This window comes from Mammaliicoccus sp. B-M6 (assembly GCF_022386965.1).
Classification (GTDB): domain Bacteria; phylum Bacillota; class Bacilli; order Staphylococcales; family Staphylococcaceae; genus Mammaliicoccus; species Mammaliicoccus sciuri_A.
The window spans coordinates 1-21,080 of the sequence record NZ_JAJNHJ010000029.1; the positions used below are offsets into that span (position 1 = coordinate 1).

Genomic DNA, 21,080 nt, shown 5'->3' on the forward strand with positions numbered 1-21,080 from the left:
TCCTTGTTAAATTGTTTATATCTGAAATAGTTCATACAGAAGACTCCTTTTTGTTAAAATTATACTATAAATTCAACTTTGCAACAGAACCAATAAATTCATTCGATTTACCAACATATTTCTCCAATAATAAATTTCATAATCTTTAGCGAAATCGAAAACTGATCCTGTTCTTTCATAATCAAATGAAAGATTTTCTAATATTGATTTATTAAAAGGAATTTGAGCATACAAATATTTCATATTAGCAGATTCAATATGTTGTAACGGTTGATAATTTATTGTCATCAAAAAAACACTCCTTTAATATATTAATCTGTGCTTCAAAACCTCCAATTTACAAAGGATACTATACACATTATATTATATAGCGCAAAAGATAATTATATAACAATAAAAATCCAAAAAATTAATTTGGTTATTAATCTATTGAAGCAAAAAAATAGCAAAGCATCCTACTATTGTAGATTGCTTCGTTATTCGCTATTCCATAATGATTAAAACCTACCTCCCCCAAAGAAACTCCACTATCTCATTCGCGACTTGTTTGTTTTCGTGTAGTTCGCTGTGCTGGGCTGTTTTGCCTTCGTGTTTGGATTCTTTATAGCTTTTTGGGCTATTTCCTAGTAAATATTTCAATGACTTTGATGAGCTGTTGGATACGTGGCCGTCTGAGTTGGTGCCGTCTTGTAAGTCACCATATTTGTTTAATACTTCTATTTCTTGTCCTTTATAGATGTCTTTCAATTGTTGTAGGTCTGGATATGGTGGGTTCATGCGACTTGGTTTACCGCTTCTATCCACACTAATTTCATTTACTTGTTCATTCATATTTAATACACCATTAAACGTACCGGCAATGTTCACTTCTTTATTCAACTGAGGTAATGTTTCATCATCTCCGTATTTCAACATATATTTAGCGAATGATAAATTCCCCATTGAATGTCCGACAAAGTTAAATTTCTTAATACCGTATTCACTTTGTAATTTCGCTAGTACGTTTTTAAACCATTCTGCATTCAGATCCAGATCGCCTTGTTTATTATTTTCTAGTTCTATTTGTACAATAGGATTAGTCGCATCTTTTTTAAGTTTGCCTTTTAATTCAACTTCTCCATCTTCAGATACATATGCTGTGATGACTTCTTTTGTGACGCCTTTTTTCTTTGCTTGTTGAACCATATATTTCTCAGAGTTCGCACTTCCTGCATAACCATGGAGAAATAATGTCGGTATTTGACTATTTATATAAGTTGAGTCTGTTGGTTTAACTGTTGTTGAATGATGTTCGTTAGATGGTTTCGTCATAATCATAATTCCAACGATCATTAGAATAATGATACCCAACCCCAAAATCCATAACTTCTTCAATACGATAACCTCAATTCTGTGATTTTGATTTAAGTATAAAGTATGTTTACATAAATTTCCTTATGAAGCAATTCATTTTCTTATGTATTACTTATAACCCCCCGCAAGGGTCAGTCTGAGGGTTGTCTGATATCACACTGCTCGACCTATAAAAATAAGCATATCACTTTCAAACTGAGGTTGTCAGTTCAGTGATATGCTTTATTTCGTTATACTTCTTTATAGCCTTTTTTAGATGTTGGGTTGATAATCGCAAATATTAATCTAAGTATTGCTACGATACAGATAACAACATATGCGACGCGTACGCCGTGTACTAATCCTTCTATTCCATATTTATGTGGGTTTAAGATTGCTGTGTTCATAACTGTTACTAATATCGCTGAACCCATTGCTGCGCCGACTTGTCTCATTGTATTATTCATTGATGTTCCATGTGGTACTAATTCACGTGATAAATTGTTTAACGCAGCTGTTGTTAATGGATTGAAGACCATCGCATTTGCAGCAAGTGAGATGGCAAAGAATATTGTGACATAAGCGAATGATGTGTTTGCATCGAGTTGTGTGAAAGCAAATGATGTAATCACGACAATTGAAACGCCTATGATGGATAATAACTTACCACCGTATTTATCAAATATTTTACCTGTGAAAGGTGAAAGTATACCTGTTATAATCCCACCTGGCATGAGTGCTAATCCTGACATCAATGGTGAATAACCGTGTAGATTCTGTAAGTAGAATGACAATACTGTTTGACTTCCTATAAATGAAACAAAAACGATACAAACGATAATCATATTGATCGTAAAGGATTTATAGGTGAAGACGCGAACGTTAAGAAACGGCTCATTCATACTTAATTGTTTCACGATAAACATTGTTAAGATGACAATACCTGCAATGATCATTGAATACACTAAAGGATGATGCCATCCTAAATTACCCGCTTCACTAAAGCCAAATAGCAATGCCGCAAAGCCTAATGTCGATAGTGTGACTGATAGTTTATTAAGCTTCGGTTTCGTAACATCTGTTACATTCTTAACGAACTTCATCGCAAATAATAAATCTACAATAGCTACAACTAATAGAATGTAGAATATTACTTTCCAACTGTATTGAGATACGACCCAACCTGATAATGTTGGACCGATTGCTGGTGCGAAACCGACGACTAATCCAAACATCCCCATTGCTTGTCCTCTTTTATCTACTAGATAAACAAGGATTAACACTGTTTGCATTAAAGGCATCATAATACCAGCACCCATAGCTTGAACTGCACGTCCTGCGAGTATAACGGTGAATTGATCCGTTATAACACAAATAATAGAACCTACTCTACTATAAAGAATGTTAAAGCTGCAAAGTATAACGTTCTAGTTGTAAATCGCTGTGTTAAATATGCCGTAATCGGAATCATAATACCGTTCACTAACATAAATATAGACGTCAGCCATTATACTGTACTACTCGTTAAATGCATTTCTTTCATAATACTTGGTAAGGCTGTAGTCATGAGTGTCTGGTTCAAAATGGCCACAAATGACCCTACCATCAAAATCATAATAAGCAAAGTCTTATCCCGGTGTTTCAACTCTTCCACGACGACATCTCCTCGAAATCTTTCTCTAATATCATCATGTTATACAAAGCCACACGAGAAAGTCAAAATGCATGCTTTAAGTATTAAAATGTTTAAATGTTATGACAAGTAATCTGAATTAAAATGAGTAAATATCCTTTTGTATAAGTTGCACTTTTATGGTAATATCATCATGGATAAATATTTAATAAATTAATAAATAAGAAGGTTAAAATATATTATGAAAGAAAATTTTTGGAGTGAATTGCCACGTCCATTTTTTATTTTGGCACCTATGGAAGACGTTACGGATATCGTCTTTCGTCACGTAGTCAGTGAAGCAGCGAGACCAGATGTCTTTTTCACTGAGTTTACAAATACGGAAAGTTTTTGTCACCCTGAAGGCATACACAGTGTTCGCGGACGCTTAACTTTCAGTGAAGATGAACAACCTATCGTCGCACACATATGGGGCGACAAGCCAGATCATTTCCGAGAAATGAGTATCGGAATGGCAGAAATGGGCTTTAAAGGTATTGATTTGAATATGGGCTGTCCTGTAGCAAATGTTGCAGGCAAAGGTAAAGGTTCTGGCTTAATACTAAGACCTGAACGTGCCGCTGAAATTATTCAAGCAGCAAAAGCTGGTGGTCTACCGGTAAGTGTTAAGACACGCCTTGGATATTATGACATAGAAGAATGGAGAGATTGGTTAAAGCATGTCTTCGAACAAGATATCGCAAACTTATCTATTCATCTTCGTACGCGTAAAGAAATGAGTAAAGTAGATGCACACTGGGAATTAATCGAAGCGATCAAGAATTTGCGTGACGAAATCGCACCAAATACATTGTTAACGATAAACGGTGATATTCCTGATAGACAGACAGGTCTTGAACTTGCTGAAAAATACGGCATCGATGGTGTTATGATTGGTAGAGGTATCTTCAATAATCCATTTGCATTTGAGAAAGAGCCTCGTGACCATACAAGTAAAGAACTATTAGACCTACTCAGATTACATCTCACATTATTCGACAAATACGCAACTAGTGAAACAAGACAATTCAAAAGCTTACGTAGATTCTTCAAAATTTACGTCCGCAGCATGAGAGGCGCTAGCGAATTAAGACATCAATTAATGAGTACAGAAACAACAGATGAAGTACGCGCATTACTAGATGAATTCGAAGCCCAAATGGAAGACGTCGTTGAATCTTAAAGTGAATCAATAAATCATCCCCTGTTAACGTTATCGTTAGCAGGGGATTTTTTGTTAGATAAAACAAAAAAGTGCCCATCATATGGACACTTTTTTCGTTATTACATTGTGCTTGTATCTATTACGAAACGATATTTAACGTCTGAAGATAAGACTCTTTCATATGCTTCGTCTATTTGATCTGCTGAAATTAGTTCGATTTGTGGTCTAATGTTATGTTCTGAACAGAAGTCTAACATTTCTTGTGTTTCTCTTATACCACCAATTGCTGAACCTGCAAATGATCTACGGTGACCGATTAAGTTTGCTACGCGTAATGATACAGGTTCTGCTGGTGCTCCTACGTTTACAAGTGTACCGTCTAATCTTAATAATTGAAGATAATCATCTATTGGTAAATTAGCACTTACGGTATTAATGATTAAATCAAATGAGTTAGCAAGTTCTTCAAATGTTGACTCATCACTTGTTGCATAATAATGAGAAGCGCCTAATTTTAAGCCGTCTTCTTTTTTATTTAATGTACGTGATAATACTGTTACATCAGCGCCCATTGCATGTGCAATTTGAACGGCCATATGACCAAGTCCACCCATACCGATAACAGCTACATTTTTACCTTCGTATGCTTTCCAGTGATTTAAAGGTGAATAAGTCGTAATACCTGCACAAAGTAAAGGTGCCGCTTCATCTAAAGGAATATTATCTGGAATACGTAGTACGAAACCTTCATGTACGACGATATGTGTTGAATAACCACCTTGAGTTGGCTCACCATATCTGTCAGTACCTGCATATGTACCAACCATTCCTTTTACGCAGTATTGTTCTTCGCCATTTTGACAATGTTCACATTCACCGCATGAATCAACCATACAACCAACACCAACACGGTCATCTACTTGATATTTACTCACATCAGAACCAACTTCTTTAACAATACCCGCAATCTCATGACCCGGTACTAAAGGATAGTTCACTGGTCCCCATTCTCCATGTGCAGTGTGAATATCCGAATGGCATATCCCTGCATATTTAATTTCTATCAAAATATCATGTTTATCTAAATCTCTTCTCGTAATTTCTGTCGCAAAAAAATTAGAATCCGGACTACTTACTGCTCTCGCTTTAGCATTTAGCATTTAGCATCATAAATTCCTCCGTTACTTACTGGATAGAATACAGTCATTCGTATTCTTCTTTGATAATATTAGACTCGTGTGTAATCATCGTCAATTTATATGACTTGCTTTTAAGCACCACAACATTCAATCCACCCTCTTTCAATGTAGACATGACATCTGCAGTCATTGAAAGAGGGCTTTTTTTATCGATATCCAAAAATAGAAATATTTTCTATTTTAATATACTGATATAGCTATAACATGCTATTTTAGTCGTATATTAGTCTTTATAAATATACTTATATAACAAATTGGGATTGAATTGATTTTGAACATAGGGTATGATAGCGGTATTGATATTTATAGTACATGTCATGTACTAATGGATAAGGAGTTATGATTTTGAAGAAACCATTTGAAATTTTTATTGAAGATATTAAAAATATCAGACGTGTGCCGTTTGTGATTATATTATTATTAGGTCTTTCTATTTTGCCATCATTCTATGCGTGGTTTAATTTAAGTTCTACGTGGGATCCTTACAACAATACGCAAGGTATTAAAATTGCGGTTGTGAATGAAGATAAGGGTGCTAAGGTTGAAGGTAAACATATTAATGTTGGTGACCAATTAGTTGAACAGTTGAAGAAGAACGATAAGTTTGGATGGGAATTTGTAAATCGTAAGAAGGCTGACGATGGTGTTGAAAAAGGTGATTATTATGCCTCTATATATTTACATAAGACTTTTTCTGATGAAGTCACGAGTATCTATCATAAGAAACCAAAGAAAGCCGTCATTGATTACAAAGTAAACGAGAAATTAAATGCGATTGCACCTAAAATGACAAACGCTGGTGCATCATCCATTGTAGATTCTTTAAATAAAGAGTTTGGCGAGAATGCAACGCAAGCATTATTAAAAGAAGCGAATCAAGTTGGTTTAGATCTTGAAAATGAATTACCTACTTTAAGCAAAATTAAAAATGCTGTATATACTGCTGAAGATAATCTTCCTAAAATAGAAGAATTCAAAGAAAAAGTCATTGAAATTGATGAACATCAAGATGACATTACGAAGTATAAAGATGAATTCGAAGCGCTAGGAAATTACAAAGGCGACATTAATGAAGGCGTTACAAAAATTAATGAAGTAAACAGTAAAATGGGTGACATTAATCAAGCTGCTCAATTAATTACGAAGCTTAATGCCAAAATGCCTGAAATCGAAAGTGCGTTAGCAAAAGCGAATAAAATACAACAACAATTTCCTAAAATCAATAAAGGCGTGCCTCAAGGTATTGAAGCAACTGAAAAAGCATTAGCAGCTATCAATAAAGCAGAACAATATTTACCTGAATTAAATCGTAAATTAGATCGGTATGAAGCAGATGCTAAAAAAGCTCAGGAAAAAACTGAAAAAGCGAACGAAAAATTGAAATCAGAAGCTGAGAAAGACAAGAAAGATACTAAGGATAACAAAGCAAAACCTGAACAAAGTACGGAAGAACCTCAACAGTCGTCAGAAGAAAACAATGAAGACAATAATACTGACCAAAATGCTGAAGAACAAGAAAGTGATAAAGAACAATCAGACGACACTTCTAAAGAAGAAACTGAAGAAAAACCATCAACTGAAGAACAAGAGAAAGATAATAATATCGTAACAACGCAACAAGCTTATGAAGAAGAAAATGATAATAACGAAAATAATGACCAAGCTTCTAAAAACGTATTAACTGATCAAGAATTAAATGAAATGAAATCTGCACTGAGCGAATCTTTAACAGCACTCGCAGACTATAGTAACGAACAAGCAACTATGAACAAAAAAGATTTAGAAAGCATGCAAGCCATTAATCAAAGTATCTTAATGAGTCAAGACAGTAAACAACTTACAGACACTGTGAAAAACAATCAATCACGCTTACAACAAGGTGTCGCTTTTAATGATTCTATGATTGATATTTTAAAGGAACTTCAGAAATCTGAAGGTATTGATACTTCATCAGCCATTTCACAATTTGAATCAGCTAACAAAGATTTGCAAAGTGTTATAAATGGTCAAAGCAATCTGATTAATGCTTTAAATAACGGTAAATCTGGTAAAGAAGAAGTCTTAGCATTAGATAAATTAATAGATTCTAATCTCGTATCTTTAGACAATTTATTAAAATATACGAGCAGTGATTTTAAGACGACTTTAATGGAAGGCGTTAATCAAATCGATCAAGCGTTAACTAAAGGTATCGATGATATCTCGAAGATTAGAAGTTCTATGAACATGATAGATAATGTAATTCAAACTGGGAAAAGTTCCTTACAAAATGGTCATGATTTATTAGTCAGCATTAACAATGAATTACCAGAACTTGAAAGAAAGTTTAATAACATTAATGAAGTAGCTCAAACAAACTTCCCTAAATTTAAAGAGCAAGTTGGTAAAGGTGCTTATTACGTTGAAAATGAACTACCAAATGTTCAATCAGAAGTTAAAAAGCTCGCACAGTTCTCAAATAATGATTTACCAACAATGATTGATAAATACGATCGCGCTGTTCAATTAATAGACGATAACTTACCAGAAGCTCAAAAAGAAATTCATGACTTAGCAGAATTTGCGCGAAATGATTTACCAAGTATTGAAGAAGATATTAAGAAAGCAGCGAAGAAAGTTAGAGAAATAGATAAAGATGATACAGTTCACGAGCTGATTAAATTATTGAAAAATGATTTAAAGAAACAAGCTGATATTATCGCACACCCAATAGAATTAAAAGAAGAATCGTTATTTAGTGTGCCAAACTATGGAACAGCAAGTACACCATTCTATACATCTTTAGCCATTTGGGTAGGCGCTTTACTATTATCTAACTTATTAACAACAGATATTAAAAATCAAGAAATTAAACAGAAATATTCATTGCGAGAAACATTCGTTGGAAAGAGCTTTATATTCATCATAATAGGTGTCATACAGTCGATTATCGTGTCACTAGGAGATATGTTTATTTTAGGCGCAGCTATTGATAATAGATTATTATTTATACTATTATCCGTACTCGTTTCAATCGTATTTATAAGCATTGTCTATACATTAGTGTCCCTATTCGGCAACGTAGGTAAAGCATTAGCAATTGTCATTATGGTACTACAAATAGCAGGCGGAGGCGGAACATTCCCAATACAAGTCACACCAAAATTCTTCCAAGCCATACATCCATATTTGCCGTTTACTTATGCCGTAGATGCTTTAAGAGAAGCGGTTGGAGGCGTCGTACCAGAAATACTCATATACAATCTCATTTGTCTTGTATTATTCGGCGTTGTCATATTCACAATAGGATTTATCGTTAAACCAATCCTCGACCCATGGAAAAAGAAAACAATCAAACGCGCCGAAGACAGTTACTTAATGGAATAATCAAATCATATAAAAAATAACCGGTCGATTCGTAGCAGTGAGCTACAGGATCGGCCGGTTTTTTGGTTGGTTGTAGAGCGAATGATGCCACTCCACTTAACAGATAGTCAGACTGCATTTTTCTCATTCTCCAATACTATAGATCCACGGAATAAATAATATAGACAATCATCTATATAGATGTTAATCTATATAGCGAAAGGGAGGTATGGTTATGTCTTATCAAGAACTATCTACTATATTAAAAGTTTTATCTGATCCAAGCAGGTTAGAAATAATAGATTTACTTTCATGTGGTGAACTATGTGCTTGTGACTTACTTGAACATTTTCAATTTTCACAACCTACCCTAAGTCATCATATGAAGTCATTAGTCGATAAGCAATTAGTTCTTTCACGAAAAGAAGGTAATAAACATATGTATCGACTTAATCATGAAATTTTAGATGATGTTAATCACAATTTAAATCTTATTAATACATCTAATGAACGATGTGTATGTAAAAGTATGAAACAAGGTGAGTGTTGATGACAATATTAGCAATTGTGATTTTTCTTTTAACTTTACTCTTTGTGATATGGCAACCGAAAGGTTTAGATATTGGTATTACAGCTTTAATTGGAGCTGTCGTTGCGATTATTACAGGGGTCGTAAGTTTTTCAGATGTAATAGAAGTAACAGGGATTGTTTGGAATGCTACTTTAACCTTTGTAGCTGTTATTCTTATTTCATTAATATTAGATGAAATTGGATTTTTTGAATGGTCCGCGATACATATGGTCAAAGCGTCAAACGGTAACGGCTTAAAAATGTTTGTTTTTATTATGTTATTAGGGTCAGTTGTAGCAGCATTTTTTGCAAATGATGGGGCTGCTTTAATCTTAACGCCTATTGTATTAGCGATGGTAAGGAATCTAGGATTTAATAAAAAAGTGATTTTTCCTTTTATAATTGCCAGTGGTTTCATCGCTGATACGACATCACTACCTTTAATTGTAAGTAACTTAGTGAATATTGTTTCTGCAGATTACTTTAATATTGGATTTATTGAATATTTTAGTCGAATGATTATACCTAATATATTCTCTCTAATTGCCAGTATTCTCGTCTTATGGGTATATTTCAGAACATCCATACCTAAAACGTTCGATACAGAAAACCTATCAGATCCTAAAAGTGCAATTAAAGATCCTAAATTATTTAAGATTTCTTGGGTAGTATTAGCCGTACTACTCGTTGGATATCTTGTTAGTGAGTTTATCCAAATTCCTGTATCAATTATTGCTGGTATTATCGCTTTTATCTTTGTTCTGTTAGCTCATAAATCTAAAGCAGTTCATACAAAACAAGTCATTAAAGGCGCGCCGTGGAATATCGTTTTGTTCTCCATTGGTATGTACTTAGTTGTATTTGGATTGAAAAATGTAGGAATCACAACTATTTTAGCTGATGTATTATCCAATATTTCAAGTCTTGGATTATTCAGTAGTGTTATGGGCATGGGCTTTATATCAGCATTTTTATCTTCCATTATGAATAATATGCCTACTGTATTAATAGATGCAATCGCAATTGGCCAATCTAGTGCTACAGGTATATTAAAAGAAGGTATGATTTATGCGAATGTTATAGGTTCTGATTTAGGCCCTAAAATTACGCCAATTGGTTCGTTAGCTACATTATTGTGGCTTCATGTTTTAACACAAAAAAGAGTAAAAATTTCTTGGGGAACATACTTTAAAACTGGAATTATCATTACTATTCCAGTCCTATTTGTAACACTCTTAGGTTTATACCTTACACTAATCATATTTTAAGAAAAGAGGCTTTAATTATGGATAAGAAAACAATTTATTTTATATGTACAGGAAACTCTTGTCGTAGCCAAATGGCTGAAGGTTGGGGAAAGGAAATATTGGGTGAAGATTGGAATGTCTATTCTGCTGGTATTGAAACACATGGTGTGAATCCTAAAGCAATAGAAGCTATGAAAGAAGTAGATATTGATATATCAAACCATACGTCAGACTTGATTGATAATGATATTTTAAAACAATCAGATTTGGTCGTAACGTTATGTAGTGATGCAGACGATAATTGCCCTATTTTACCACCAAACGTTAAAAAAGAGCATTGGGGCTTTGAGGATCCAGCAGGTAAAGAATGGTCAGAATTCCAACGTGTTAGAGATGAAATTGGCAAAAAAATTAAAGAATTTAATAGCTAAGTAAAAAATTAATCAACTAAATACAAGGAGTTTTTATGTATAAATATATAAATATATTTTTTGTTGCATTAAAACTTGGATTACTATCATTTGGAGGACCAACTGCCCACTTAGGTTATTTTTATGATGAGTATGTTAAGAAAAGAAAATGGCTTGATGAAAAAGAATACTCAGATTTAGTAGCGCTATGCCAGTTTTTACCTGGACCTGCAAGCAGCCAAGTTGGTATTGGTATAGGAACTATTAGAGGAGGAATTCTGGGAGGAATTATTTCTTTTATTGGTTTTACACTTCCTTCTGTGATTATACTTATGGTTTTTTCAGCATTAATTATTAACAATGATTCAAGTTTAACTTGGATGCAAGGATTAAAACTAGTAGCTGTTGCCATTGTTGCCCAAGCCGTAATAGGTATGGGTAAAAAATTAACTAATACTAAAAGTACCATTACATTGGCATTATTTGTTCTTATATTTTCTCTAACAATCGATAATCTTTATATTCAAGTAATCGCATTATCTATCACTGGTATATATGGTCTTATCTTTTTAAAAGAAACCTCTACAGATAAAAATTATTTAAGAGTGAAGACATTTAAATTACCTAAAATGTTAGGTTTTATTTCAATTTCATTATTTTTTTTACTATTAACTGTATTGCCTATAGTTAGTTCTATGACGAATAATTTATGGCTTAGAATGTTCGATAGTTTTTATAGATCTGGTTCTTTAGTGTTTGGAGGTGGTCATGTCGTATTACCTTTATTAGAAAATGAGTTTGTACCACAAGGTTTAATATCACCTGATAGCTTCATAACGGGTTATGCTGCTGCTCAAGCTGTACCTGGACCATTATTTACGTTCGCTTCATATATTGGCATGTCTATAGAAGGTATTGGAGGAGGAATTTTGGCTACTGTCGCTATATTCCTACCAGCATTTCTATTATTATTTGGAGTGTTACCATTTTGGGATAATATTAAATCTAACACTTATGCTGAAGGTTTTTTAAAAGGTATAAGCGCGGGTGTAGTAGGTATTCTTATCGCTGCATTTTATAATCCGATTTGGGCTTCAACTATTAAATCAGAATTAGATTTTGTTCTAGCTAGCTCATTATTCGTATTCCTGGTTTATTATAAATTACCTTCCTGGTCTATTGTGCTAATAGGCATTATAATAGGTATAATGTTTTACTAATCTTTCTCGTTCATAATCAAAGAATAAATTTTATAAGTATAGTTATTAAAGTAACCATTATAAATTAAAATAATTGATTTCGTGTAATTATAGTATCTTATCTCAATGTAAAAGATAGTAAAAACCATTAATTATGTAGTGAGCCCAAAAAGTAAAACTTATTGGGCTCACTACATTTCCACTAGAAAGGGGGTTATATTAATTTTATAAATCTATTGCTATTATGACTAATTAGGAATCATATCTATATTTCTTTTAAACTTCTATTTATTCTAAATAATCTTGGTGGTATTATAATATCTGATTGTCTTACAATAACAATTTGATAGGATTACTCACTTTTCCACATCTTTAAATTATTTTAATGATTCTGGGAAATCTTGATAGCCTTCTCTAATATTCACGACATTTTCATAGCCTTTGTTTTCTAATATACCCACTGCTATTGAACTTCTAACACCTGACTGACAATGTACATATATTTTATCTTCTTTATTAAATGGAATATTTTCATTTAATAATTTACCATGCGGAATATTGACTGCTTGATCTAAGTGCCCATTATTCCACTCTTCATAATTACGTACGTCAAGTATATATTCTTCTTTACCAGTCATATCAACGCTATGGATGGATTGGGTTAAAATTTCTGATTTTGGTAAACGATAACCTGCTACATTATCAAAACCAATTAATTGTAAAGTATGTGTTGCTTGCTCAACGGTAGATTTATCACCAATTAAATCTATACTGTTTTCATAGTCTAAATACCAACCGATTTGGTTAATGAAGTTTTTGTTGTAAGGAATATTGATTGTACCTTCAGTATGACCGCCATGAAAGTCTTCTTTACTACGAAGATCAAAGGCTATTCTTACATTATCTAAACTAGGAAAAACATTGTATGGTTGATACATGTTCATACCAAACTGATTAATTTTTTTCATCTGTGCAAAGTGATGGGGTGGCGCTGGTTGATTTGATGTTAACGTTTCAACAAATTTAGATTCATCTATCACATTAAATGCCCAGTTATTTATTTTTTCGTAACCTAGCGTAGACATTGGTATAGCACCTAATGCTTTACCACATGGGCTGCCAGCACCGTGTCCAGGCCATATTTGAATATAATCTGGTAAATCTTTAACACCTTCTATAGAATGATACATCTGTTTTGCACCAATCTCTGTAGTACCTTCCATTTGTACTGATTTTTCTAGCAAATCAGGTCTACCGATATCACCAACAAAAATAAAGTCACCACTAAATAAACCCATTGGAACACTTGAGCCGCCACCTTCATCTGTGAGTAAGAAACTAATACTCTCTGGGGTATGACCAGGTGTATGCAAGACTTCTAATTTAATATTACCTACTTGAATAATATCTTGATTTTTAACAAAATTTGTATGTTCCGGCATATTTTTATAACTTAACTGTTCATCACCTTCGCCAGATACATATATATTGGCGTTTAAACGTTCTGCCACGTCCCGAATTCCAGAAGCAAAATCAGCGTGAATATGTGTTTCTGCAGCTTGTGTAATTTTAAAACCTTCGCTATCTGCAACTTCCATATATTTTGTTAAATCACGAACAGGATCAATTACTATTGCCTCTCCTGTACGTTGACAGCCAACTAAATAAGATGCTTGAGATAAATGATTATCGTAAAATTGTTTAAAAAACATGATAAAACTCCTTTTTTAATAGATTTAATTAGATGAATAAATTATGATTCGCATTTTCTGTATCACCAATATAAGTACCTACTCCACCGTACTCAACTTCGTCTCTGAGCTCTTCTTTCTGAATTCCCATAACATCCATGCTCATCGTGCAAGCGATTAATTTGATATCTTGTTCGATAGCTTGATTGATAAGCGATGGTAATGAATCAACATTTTTCTTCTTCATTACATAGCGCATCATGATATTACCTAAACCAAACATATTCATTTTAGAAAGCGGCATGCGTAAAGGTGTTTTCGGCAACATCCAATCAAACATTTTTGCAATGCCTTTCTTTTTAACGTTAACTGTTTGCTCTTTTTTCAACGCGTTAAGTCCCCAAAAAGTAAAGAAGATAGTTACATCTCTTCCTGCAGCTCTAGCTCCATTTGCAATAATCATTGCTGCCACTGCTTTGTCTAACTCTCCACTAAATAGTACAATTGTCGTACCTTTAGAAGTATGATTCACTTGTAAGTCTTTTGGTTTTTCTTTTTGAATGATAGCATTAATTCCATTATTACTTTCATCAAGTTTAACTAACGTATGTTCTGTTTGTTTTACCCAGCTTTTAATATCACTAAGGAATCCAGTATCTGTTACTGTAACTTCTATTTGTTCGCCTACTTCAATATTTTCCATTTCTTTACTGATATTTACAATTGGACCTGGACATTGAAGACCACTATAGTTAAATTGTTTACGCTCTGCTTTAATTTCTACATTTGTATTTTCTTCTTGTGCATCGTGATTATTATTTTGTTCTTCATAAGCATTATAGCCACCGTCTAAATTTACAACATCATAGCCTTGTTTAGCTAAATATTCACTTGCTTTGGTGCTTCTATTACCACTTTTACAGTGAATATAATAGGTTTTGTTTTTATCTTTATTGAACGATTCAATCTTATCTACAGGATGTAATGTCGCACCATTTATGTGTGCTAGCTCATATTCTTCTTCTGTTCTTACGTCAATCAGTTGACCTTGTGTACCTAATTTTTCTAATTCTTGTTTACTGAATTTGTTGATATGCTTTTCGTTATATTGTTTCATAATATCCTCCTAATAAATACCTATAGGGGTATATTAACTGATTGTTTACAACATGTCAAATACCCCATTGGGTATTTGACATTTTTGCTTCTATCTATTATTATGACTTTATTCAATTAAAAGTGGAGGGAATAACTATGCATTATGATAAAAAAATGATTAATCGTATTAATAGAATACAAGGTCAACTCAATGGAGTTATTAAAATGATGGAAGAAGAAAAAGATTGTAAAGATGTCATTACTCAAATCAGTGCATCAAAAAGTTCAATCCAACGTTTGATGGGGATTATCATTAGTGAAAATTTAATAGAATGTGTAAAGGCAGCAGAGGATAATGGTGAAAATTCTGAAGAATTGATTAATGAAGCCGTTAACTTATTGGTAAAAAGTAAATAATGGATATTTCAACTGTTATTATGATGTTACTTATAGGGGTATTCGGGGGCTTTATTTCGGGACTAGTAGGTATCGGTGGTGCTATCATTATTTATCCAGCTATTTTATTATTACCGCCACTATTTGGTGTTCCTGCATACAGTGCATACATCGCTTCAGGACTTACTTCCAGTCAAGTCTTTTTCAGTACTTTAAGTGGGTCATTAAAAGCGCGAAAAAAAACAGAATTCTCCCCGCCATTAGTTATTTATATGAGTGGAGGTATGATTACAGGGAGCATGTTAGGCGCACTCATAGCAAATTTATTTAATGCTACATTTGTAAATGCGATATATATTATCATTGCTTTAATCGCATTAATTTTAATGTTTATTAACGTAAAACCAAATTTAAATCAATCTTCCTTTAACAAACCATTATTAGTTATTGTTGGTCTTTTCGTTGGTATCATTTCGGGTATAGTTGGAGCAGGCGGCGCTTTTATTATTATTCCTATATTGCTAGTTTTATTCAAATTACCAATGAATATGGTAGTTGCTAATAGTATAGTAATTGCTTTTATATCTTCAATTGGCGCCTTTATCATTAAACTTATACAAGGTTATATTCCTTTAGAAGATGCGTTATTTTTAATAATAGGGAGTATTATTTTCGCTCCGTTAGGTTTAAAATTAGGTAAAAAGGTCCCTAGTTTTGTACAAAAGTGGATCATCAGTATTTTAATCATTGGTGCAATTATTCAACTTATCTTTTAATCAATGAAATTTGTCAGGCAACTCCTGATATTTATAATTATACACACCAAAAATTAGGTATTAGTATCACAAAATAGCATTCAATAACTATGGATATCGTAAAGGGATTAGAAAAGAGAAACATAAAATCAATAATAAAGAATTCGATTATTCAAAAGACCTTTGTGACATTGTATCAAAAAAAACAAAAAGCCTATCATTATCTATTTAAATCTTAGTGATAAAGTACAAGAATTAAATCGCTTTACAAGTATCTTGTTTATTATCATTATATTATTTAACCCAAACTCCTTCCTATTACATGAATAATACTAAAAAACAAATATTCATTTCTAGTTGTATTTAAACTTCATCAGATTCTTCTATCAAGTCACTAATTCTGTCTACAATTTCATCTATCGTGAAACTGTCAGTAGCAAGAGCAAACTCATCCCCTTTAATCAACTTATATTACTTTACCCCTCATTATACATTTCCATGGAAATATTTTTTAATATACTGCCAAAATAAAAAAGCTGCTATCCATCAATTCTTCTAAATTTATTAGAAAAATGAAGGAATGCAGCTCAATAATTATTGATTATTAATGTTTAAAATATATTGGTTAATTTCTGATTTAATCACTTCTAAATGATCAGACTCATTGTCTATTGTTGTTAAATTTAAAGCATGATTTTCTAATTCTTTAAATGATACTTCGCCTTCGACAATTTGCTTACCGATACCACTTGCAAATGATGAATATTTCTTCTCTACAATTTTTTCAAAGAATTCATCTTCAATCATTTTAGATGCAACTCTTAGACCCAATGCAAAAGCATCCATACCCGCAATATGAGTAAGTACTAAGTCTTCTTGTTTGAATGAAGTTCTTCTTGGTTTAGCATCGAAGTTTAACCCACCTGGAGCTAGTCCACCATTTTTTAAAATTTCATACATTGCTAAAGTTGTATCATAAAAATCTGTTGGAAACTCATCAGTATCCCATCCTAGTTGAGGATGACCTTGGTTTGCATCCACTGATCCTAACATTTGATTATCTCTAGCGTAACGTAATTCGTGTTGGAATGAGTGACCAGCTAATGTTGCGTGGTTTGCCTCAATATTAAATTTGAAATGCTTATCTAAATCATATTTTTGTAGAAACGCATGAGAAGTTGCTACATCTGTATCGTATTGATGTGTAGTTGGTTCTTTAGGCTTTGGTTCAATTAAAAATTGACCTTTATAACCAATTTCTTCTGCGTAAGCGATAGCCATTTTAAAGAATTTAGCTAAATTATCTAACTCTAACTTCATATCTGTGTTTAACAGGCTTTCATACCCTTCTCTTCCACCCCAGAAGACAAAGTTTTCTGAACCTAATGTTTTAGCAATTTCTAAAGATTTTTTCACTTTTGCAGCTGTATAAGCAAATACATCTGCGTTAGAAGATGTTGCAGCTCCGTGCACAAAACGTTCATGAGTGAAGTTATTTGTAGTATTCCAAAGTAGTTTCTTACCTGTTTCATTCATTTTCTTTTTAATTAATTCTACAATTTCATCTAAATTTTTATTAGATTCTTCTAATGTATTTCCTTCAGGAGCAATATCAACGTCATGGAAACAAAAATATTCAATTCCTGTTTTATCCATAAATTCAAAAATAGCATCAACTCGTGCTTTAGCTTTTTCCATTTCATCTAATGAATCCCAATCACGTAATGCAGTACCTACACCAAAAGGATCAGATAGATCTTCAGTGAATGTATGCCAATAAGCTACACTAAATCGTAAATGTTCAGCCATTGTTTTACCATTAATTTTTTCATCAGCATTATAATATTTAAAACTAAATGGATTTTTTGATTTAGGACCTTCATATTTCACTTTTTCAACATTAAAGTAAGACATTCTTAACTCCTCCTTGAATTGTGGTTTAGTTAGTTTGTTTATTAAACTAACTAACATTGAGTTAAATATAACACCTTAATTAATTTTTGTAAACGGTTTCTTTAAGTAAAATAAAAACAGGCTGTGACATAAATGAATGTCTCAGCCTTCTCTAAATTAAAAGTTAAGTTTAATGTTTTCTATATCTAATATTTTCTGGGTAATAGCGAGTGTAGCTCCAAATAAAGTTGCGAATTTAACATTTGAAGTTAAACTAATTTCTATTTCTTTTTGTGTATGTTGGTTAAAAGTCGTTTTAATATTATCTAAGAGATCGGGTATTTCGTTTATTAATGGACAATTAATATAAATCACTTTTGGATTAAGCTGCATATTTAAGTTGTACATCAAAATTGCAATCCTTATTGAAAATTGTTGTATCTCTTCCAGTACAATTTCATTTCGTTCATAATACATCTTCTTAAGCTCTGATAATGTATTTTGTGTATTTAACCTTTTATTAATCTTATTAACTAGTGCATCTTGAGAACATAAATCTTCAATTTTGTGATATGTTCTCTCGTTATCTTCAATAGATGATACGAGTGTCTTTCCTATTTCTCCCGCTTCACCATTTGCACCTCTATATAATTTCTGGTCGATAATTAAACCTGCACCGATACCTTTATGTATGCTAAGTGTAATTAAATTATTGATTTCTAAACTATTATTAACATTACATTCATAAATAGCAGAGAAATTGGCTTCATTTTCTACGATAACAGGCACGTCTGCGATTTCCTTAATACTCTCAATCATAGAAACTTTTTCTAATTCGTGAAACGGTAGATGTATAATTTCTTGTTCATTATTAACTATTCCATGGATAGAAATGGCGATACCTAGTAAACCAAAATGTGTTCCAAAGTTTTCATCAGCATTAATATGATATTTTAACAATTCCAACACATGCGTTATTTTTTGATTAGTCAATGGTATAGATTCATACTTTAATAATTCTCCATTGAAGTAGCTATAGATTATTTCAATAGAATGGTATGCAATATCCAAAGAAATGACATAACCAAAATTTTTATTGATCTCTAATATTATTGGTTTACGCCCACCGCTTTTAGTACTCTTACCTTGCCCTACTTCATTAACAAGCTTTTTCTCTTTTAATTTATTTAGAATACTTGAAATGGTGGCTTTATTAATCCCAAGATTTTTAGATATTTGTATTCTTGAGATTAGTTCATTATTAAATATTTGTTGTAAAACTAACTTTTGATTTGAATCTAAATTTGTTACATCTAATTTCTCCAAACTAACACCACCTCAATAAAAACAATTTAAACTAATTAAAACGTTCACTATTTAATTGCACAGATTTGGTTTAACTATAGCATAAAATATATCTGCAAACATCATACGTCTATGTATAGATTATTTATAGAAACTTTTAAAAGAGAAATAAATAGTAATATTTTAATAACCTTCTAACCCTTGATTTAAACACACTTGTTAAAGATTGAAATATTATAATAATAAATAATACATAAGAAAGCGTTTACAAAGAATATGTTCAGTGGTAATATTTCACTTAAGTTAGTTTGTTTTAAAAACTAACCAACTTATTTGGTTTTTAAACAGGGGGGATATTATTTATGAATGAAACTGTAGAAGCTCAATCTAGTGAACAGATTTTACAATCTAATAATAATGAGAAATTGCATATGCCTGAAAAAATCGTTTTCGGTATTGGTGACTTTGGCGCTAACTATAGTTGGACCTTCATCGCATCATTTATCACTATATACATGACAGATGTAGTTGGCATTGCAGGCTCAGTTATTGGAACGATTATACTTTTTTGTCGTTTTGCAGATGGGTTTTCTGATTTATTTATGGGAAGCATTATCGATAATACGAATACTAAGATGGGTAAAGCGAAACCTTGGGTCTTTTGGACAGCACCAATTCTAGGGGTATTAACTTTTATGTTGTTCAACGTTCCAGATTTCTTTGGTAATACAGGTAAAATCGCATATATTTTCATTGTTTATTTCTTAATATCAGTTATTTTTTACACTGCTAACAATGTTGCATACTCATCTCTTATCTCATTTATGTCTAAAGACGAAAAAGACAGAGTTTCATTAGGCAGTATTCGTTTTATTTTTTCAAATATTAGTGTACTTTGTATTACAACTTTCACTACATTTTTAGTAACAAGCTTTGGTGAAAATCAGCAAGGTTGGACTTATACAGCATTAATTTATGGATTTTTATGTGCAGTACCTTTAATGATTACAGGGTATTTTGTTAAAGAAAGAAACGTAGCTAAAAAACAGTATACAAGCAACGGTAAGGCAAAACGTATTCCATTTACCTTAATACTTAAATCATTAATAACTGAAAAATATTTTATTATAACAATTATTCTTTATCTATTATGGTATTTACGTCAAACTGATAATGGTATGAGAGTTTACTATGCTACCTACATTTTTGATAATGCCAATGTCATGGCAATTCTTAGCGTAGCGACATTGCTACCTACAATTTTAGGGCTGTTAATCGCACCTAAATTTGCAGAAATAGTTGGTATTAAAAATAGTATTATAATTGGGTTAGTTATTTCTATAATTTCGTACATTGTTATGGCATTATTCTCAGAAAACTTACCATTCCTCATTGTAGGTTTAGTTATAAATGGTATAGGTCTTGTACCATTTACTGCAGCATTAAGTGGAATCGTTGCAGATGTTGGTGATATTATTTATTGGAAGACTGGCGTACCCGTACAAGGTTCCATTTTTAGTTTGGCTAGCGCAGGCATGAAAATCGGTTCTGGATTACAATCCGCTATCGTGGGCTGGTCACTATCTATTGGAGGCTATGTCGCAGGAGCATCTGTACAATCAGAAAGTACTATATTTGCAATTAAATCTATGCAAATATACTTTCCATTATTAACAGTAGTACTCATTTGTGTCATTACTTTCTTCTTAAATTATGAAAAGTTTATTACACAAATTAAACAACAAATTCGTTCAAATAATGTTGGCGAAATGAGATCAAAACAAATATATAAATAAAAGGAG

At 32.3% G+C, this 21,080-nt stretch carries 19 protein-coding genes; 9 read left to right on the forward strand and 10 right to left on the reverse strand.

The features are described from left to right. Window positions 1-72: 72 nt before the first annotated feature. The 4 genes from LQ693_RS10355 to LQ693_RS13765 all read right to left on the reverse strand — a co-directional run bounded on the left by LQ693_RS10355 (window position 73) and on the right by LQ693_RS13765 (window position 2,986). Window positions 73-288 (reverse strand): hypothetical protein, encoded by a 216-nt coding sequence (locus LQ693_RS10355; RefSeq protein WP_107565670.1) that lies wholly within the window; start codon window positions 286-288, stop codon window positions 73-75. A 216-nt stretch (window positions 289-504) separates the two neighbouring features. Further along, entirely contained in the window at window positions 505-1,374 is an 870-nt protein-coding gene (locus LQ693_RS10360; protein ID WP_232152121.1) for an alpha/beta hydrolase, read from the reverse strand. Window positions 1,375-1,583: 209 nt separating this feature from the next. Further along, window positions 1,584-2,753, reverse strand: coding sequence for a DHA2 family efflux MFS transporter permease subunit (locus tag LQ693_RS10365; RefSeq protein WP_338418244.1), 1,170 nt, complete (start codon window positions 2,751-2,753; stop codon window positions 1,584-1,586). Between the two features lie 86 nt (window positions 2,754-2,839). After that, window positions 2,840-2,986, reverse strand: coding sequence for a hypothetical protein (locus LQ693_RS13765; RefSeq protein ID WP_311405109.1), 147 nt, complete (start codon window positions 2,984-2,986; stop codon window positions 2,840-2,842). 220 nt (window positions 2,987-3,206) lie between these two features. Between LQ693_RS13765 and LQ693_RS10370 the strand changes: the two genes are divergently transcribed. After that, the gene (locus LQ693_RS10370; protein WP_107565669.1) at window positions 3,207-4,187 is read left to right on the forward strand and encodes a tRNA dihydrouridine synthase; all 981 of its coding nucleotides are present in this window, start codon (window positions 3,207-3,209) and stop codon (window positions 4,185-4,187) included. Between the two features lie 101 nt (window positions 4,188-4,288). On the opposite strand, the gene LQ693_RS10375 is transcribed toward LQ693_RS10370, so the two are convergent. Together LQ693_RS10375 and LQ693_RS13715 are read right to left on the reverse strand one after the other, a co-directional pair. Continuing rightward, window positions 4,289-5,329 carry an NAD(P)-dependent alcohol dehydrogenase gene (locus LQ693_RS10375; RefSeq protein ID WP_239703203.1) on the reverse strand — a complete coding sequence of 347 codons (1,041 nt, stop codon included), beginning with the start codon at window positions 5,327-5,329 and terminating at the stop codon, window positions 4,289-4,291. Window positions 5,330-5,372: 43 nt separating this feature from the next. Further along, a complete protein-coding gene (locus LQ693_RS13715) occupies window positions 5,373-5,498 on the reverse strand; it encodes a hypothetical protein (RefSeq protein ID WP_275584184.1) in 126 nt (41 codons plus the stop codon). A gap of 209 nt (window positions 5,499-5,707) precedes the next feature. Here LQ693_RS13715 and LQ693_RS10380 point away from each other — a divergent pair, with 209 nt between their 5' ends. The 5 genes from LQ693_RS10380 (at window position 5,708) to chrA (ending at window position 12,161) form a co-directional block, all read left to right on the forward strand. Beyond that, window positions 5,708-8,734, forward strand: a complete 3,027-nt coding sequence (locus tag LQ693_RS10380; protein ID WP_239733773.1) for a YhgE/Pip domain-containing protein — start codon at window positions 5,708-5,710, stop codon at window positions 8,732-8,734. A gap of 214 nt (window positions 8,735-8,948) precedes the next feature. Then, entirely contained in the window at window positions 8,949-9,263 is a 315-nt protein-coding gene (locus LQ693_RS10385; RefSeq protein WP_107565666.1) for an ArsR/SmtB family transcription factor, read from the forward strand. Continuing rightward, complete coding sequence (gene arsB / locus LQ693_RS10390; RefSeq protein ID WP_107565665.1) at window positions 9,263-10,552, forward strand: arsenite efflux transporter membrane subunit ArsB; 1,290 nt, start codon at window positions 9,263-9,265, stop codon at window positions 10,550-10,552. The genes LQ693_RS10385 and arsB overlap by 1 nt, the downstream gene beginning before the upstream one ends. A gap of 17 nt (window positions 10,553-10,569) precedes the next feature. After that, the gene (gene arsC, locus LQ693_RS10395; RefSeq protein ID WP_064205291.1) at window positions 10,570-10,962 is read left to right on the forward strand and encodes an arsenate reductase (thioredoxin); all 393 of its coding nucleotides are present in this window, start codon (window positions 10,570-10,572) and stop codon (window positions 10,960-10,962) included. Between the two features lie 35 nt (window positions 10,963-10,997). Beyond that, window positions 10,998-12,161 (forward strand): chromate efflux transporter, encoded by a 1,164-nt coding sequence (gene chrA / locus LQ693_RS10400; RefSeq protein WP_239703201.1) that lies wholly within the window; start codon window positions 10,998-11,000, stop codon window positions 12,159-12,161. A 356-nt stretch (window positions 12,162-12,517) separates the two neighbouring features. Here the strand turns inward: chrA and cstB are convergent, their stop codons facing one another. Both cstB and cstA read right to left on the reverse strand, forming a co-directional pair. Continuing rightward, complete coding sequence (cstB, locus tag LQ693_RS10405; RefSeq protein WP_107590394.1) at window positions 12,518-13,852, reverse strand: persulfide dioxygenase-sulfurtransferase CstB; 1,335 nt, start codon at window positions 13,850-13,852, stop codon at window positions 12,518-12,520. Window positions 13,853-13,880: 28 nt separating this feature from the next. Continuing rightward, window positions 13,881-14,948, reverse strand: coding sequence for a persulfide response sulfurtransferase CstA (gene cstA, locus LQ693_RS10410; protein ID WP_233678420.1), 1,068 nt, complete (start codon window positions 14,946-14,948; stop codon window positions 13,881-13,883). Window positions 14,949-15,085: 137 nt separating this feature from the next. Between cstA and cstR the strand changes: the two genes are divergently transcribed. Continuing rightward, window positions 15,086-15,346 (forward strand): persulfide-sensing transcriptional repressor CstR, encoded by a 261-nt coding sequence (gene cstR / locus LQ693_RS10415; protein WP_019468539.1) that lies wholly within the window; start codon window positions 15,086-15,088, stop codon window positions 15,344-15,346. Further along, a complete protein-coding gene (locus LQ693_RS10420) occupies window positions 15,346-16,101 on the forward strand; it encodes a sulfite exporter TauE/SafE family protein (protein ID WP_233678421.1) in 756 nt (251 codons plus the stop codon). The genes cstR and LQ693_RS10420 overlap by 1 nt, the downstream gene beginning before the upstream one ends. A gap of 573 nt (window positions 16,102-16,674) precedes the next feature. Here the strand turns inward: LQ693_RS10420 and xylA are convergent. Continuing rightward, window positions 16,675-17,994 (reverse strand): xylose isomerase, encoded by a 1,320-nt coding sequence (gene xylA, locus LQ693_RS10425; RefSeq protein WP_107573051.1) that lies wholly within the window; start codon window positions 17,992-17,994, stop codon window positions 16,675-16,677. A gap of 156 nt (window positions 17,995-18,150) precedes the next feature. After that, a complete protein-coding gene (locus LQ693_RS10430; protein ID WP_204179475.1) occupies window positions 18,151-19,299 on the reverse strand; it encodes an ROK family transcriptional regulator in 1,149 nt (382 codons plus the stop codon). 341 nt (window positions 19,300-19,640) lie between these two features. Between LQ693_RS10430 and LQ693_RS10435 the strand changes: the two genes are divergently transcribed. Continuing rightward, entirely contained in the window at window positions 19,641-21,074 is a 1,434-nt protein-coding gene (locus LQ693_RS10435) for an MFS transporter (RefSeq protein WP_204190939.1), read from the forward strand. Window positions 21,075-21,080: the final 6 nt, after the last annotated feature.

What these genes read in the sequence shown, in the direction of transcription:
- LQ693_RS10355 (WP_107565670.1), bottom strand. Translation starts at nt 288, where the DNA reads ATGACAATAAATTATCAACCGTTACAACATATTGAATCTGCTAATATG.
- LQ693_RS10370 (WP_107565669.1), top strand. Translation starts at nt 3,207, where the DNA reads ATGAAAGAAAATTTTTGGAGTGAATTGCCACGTCCATTTTTTATTTTG.
- LQ693_RS10375 (WP_239703203.1), bottom strand. Translation starts at nt 5,329, where the DNA reads ATGCTAAATGCTAAAGCGAGAGCAGTAAGTAGTCCGGATTCTAATTTT.
- LQ693_RS13715 (WP_275584184.1), bottom strand. Translation starts at nt 5,498, where the DNA reads ATGACTGCAGATGTCATGTCTACATTGAAAGAGGGTGGATTGAATGTT.
- LQ693_RS10380 (WP_239733773.1), top strand. Translation starts at nt 5,708, where the DNA reads ATGATTTTGAAGAAACCATTTGAAATTTTTATTGAAGATATTAAAAAT.
- LQ693_RS10385 (WP_107565666.1), top strand. Translation starts at nt 8,949, where the DNA reads ATGTCTTATCAAGAACTATCTACTATATTAAAAGTTTTATCTGATCCA.
- arsB (WP_107565665.1), top strand. Translation starts at nt 9,263, where the DNA reads ATGACAATATTAGCAATTGTGATTTTTCTTTTAACTTTACTCTTTGTG.
- arsC (WP_064205291.1), top strand. Translation starts at nt 10,570, where the DNA reads ATGGATAAGAAAACAATTTATTTTATATGTACAGGAAACTCTTGTCGT.
- chrA (WP_239703201.1), top strand. Translation starts at nt 10,998, where the DNA reads ATGTATAAATATATAAATATATTTTTTGTTGCATTAAAACTTGGATTA.
- cstB (WP_107590394.1), bottom strand. Translation starts at nt 13,852, where the DNA reads ATGTTTTTTAAACAATTTTACGATAATCATTTATCTCAAGCATCTTAT.
- cstA (WP_233678420.1), bottom strand. Translation starts at nt 14,948, where the DNA reads ATGAAACAATATAACGAAAAGCATATCAACAAATTCAGTAAACAAGAA.
- cstR (WP_019468539.1), top strand. Translation starts at nt 15,086, where the DNA reads ATGCATTATGATAAAAAAATGATTAATCGTATTAATAGAATACAAGGT.
- LQ693_RS10420 (WP_233678421.1), top strand. Translation starts at nt 15,346, where the DNA reads ATGGATATTTCAACTGTTATTATGATGTTACTTATAGGGGTATTCGGG.
- xylA (WP_107573051.1), bottom strand. Translation starts at nt 17,994, where the DNA reads ATGTCTTACTTTAATGTTGAAAAAGTGAAATATGAAGGTCCTAAATCA.
- LQ693_RS10435 (WP_204190939.1), top strand. Translation starts at nt 19,641, where the DNA reads ATGAATGAAACTGTAGAAGCTCAATCTAGTGAACAGATTTTACAATCT.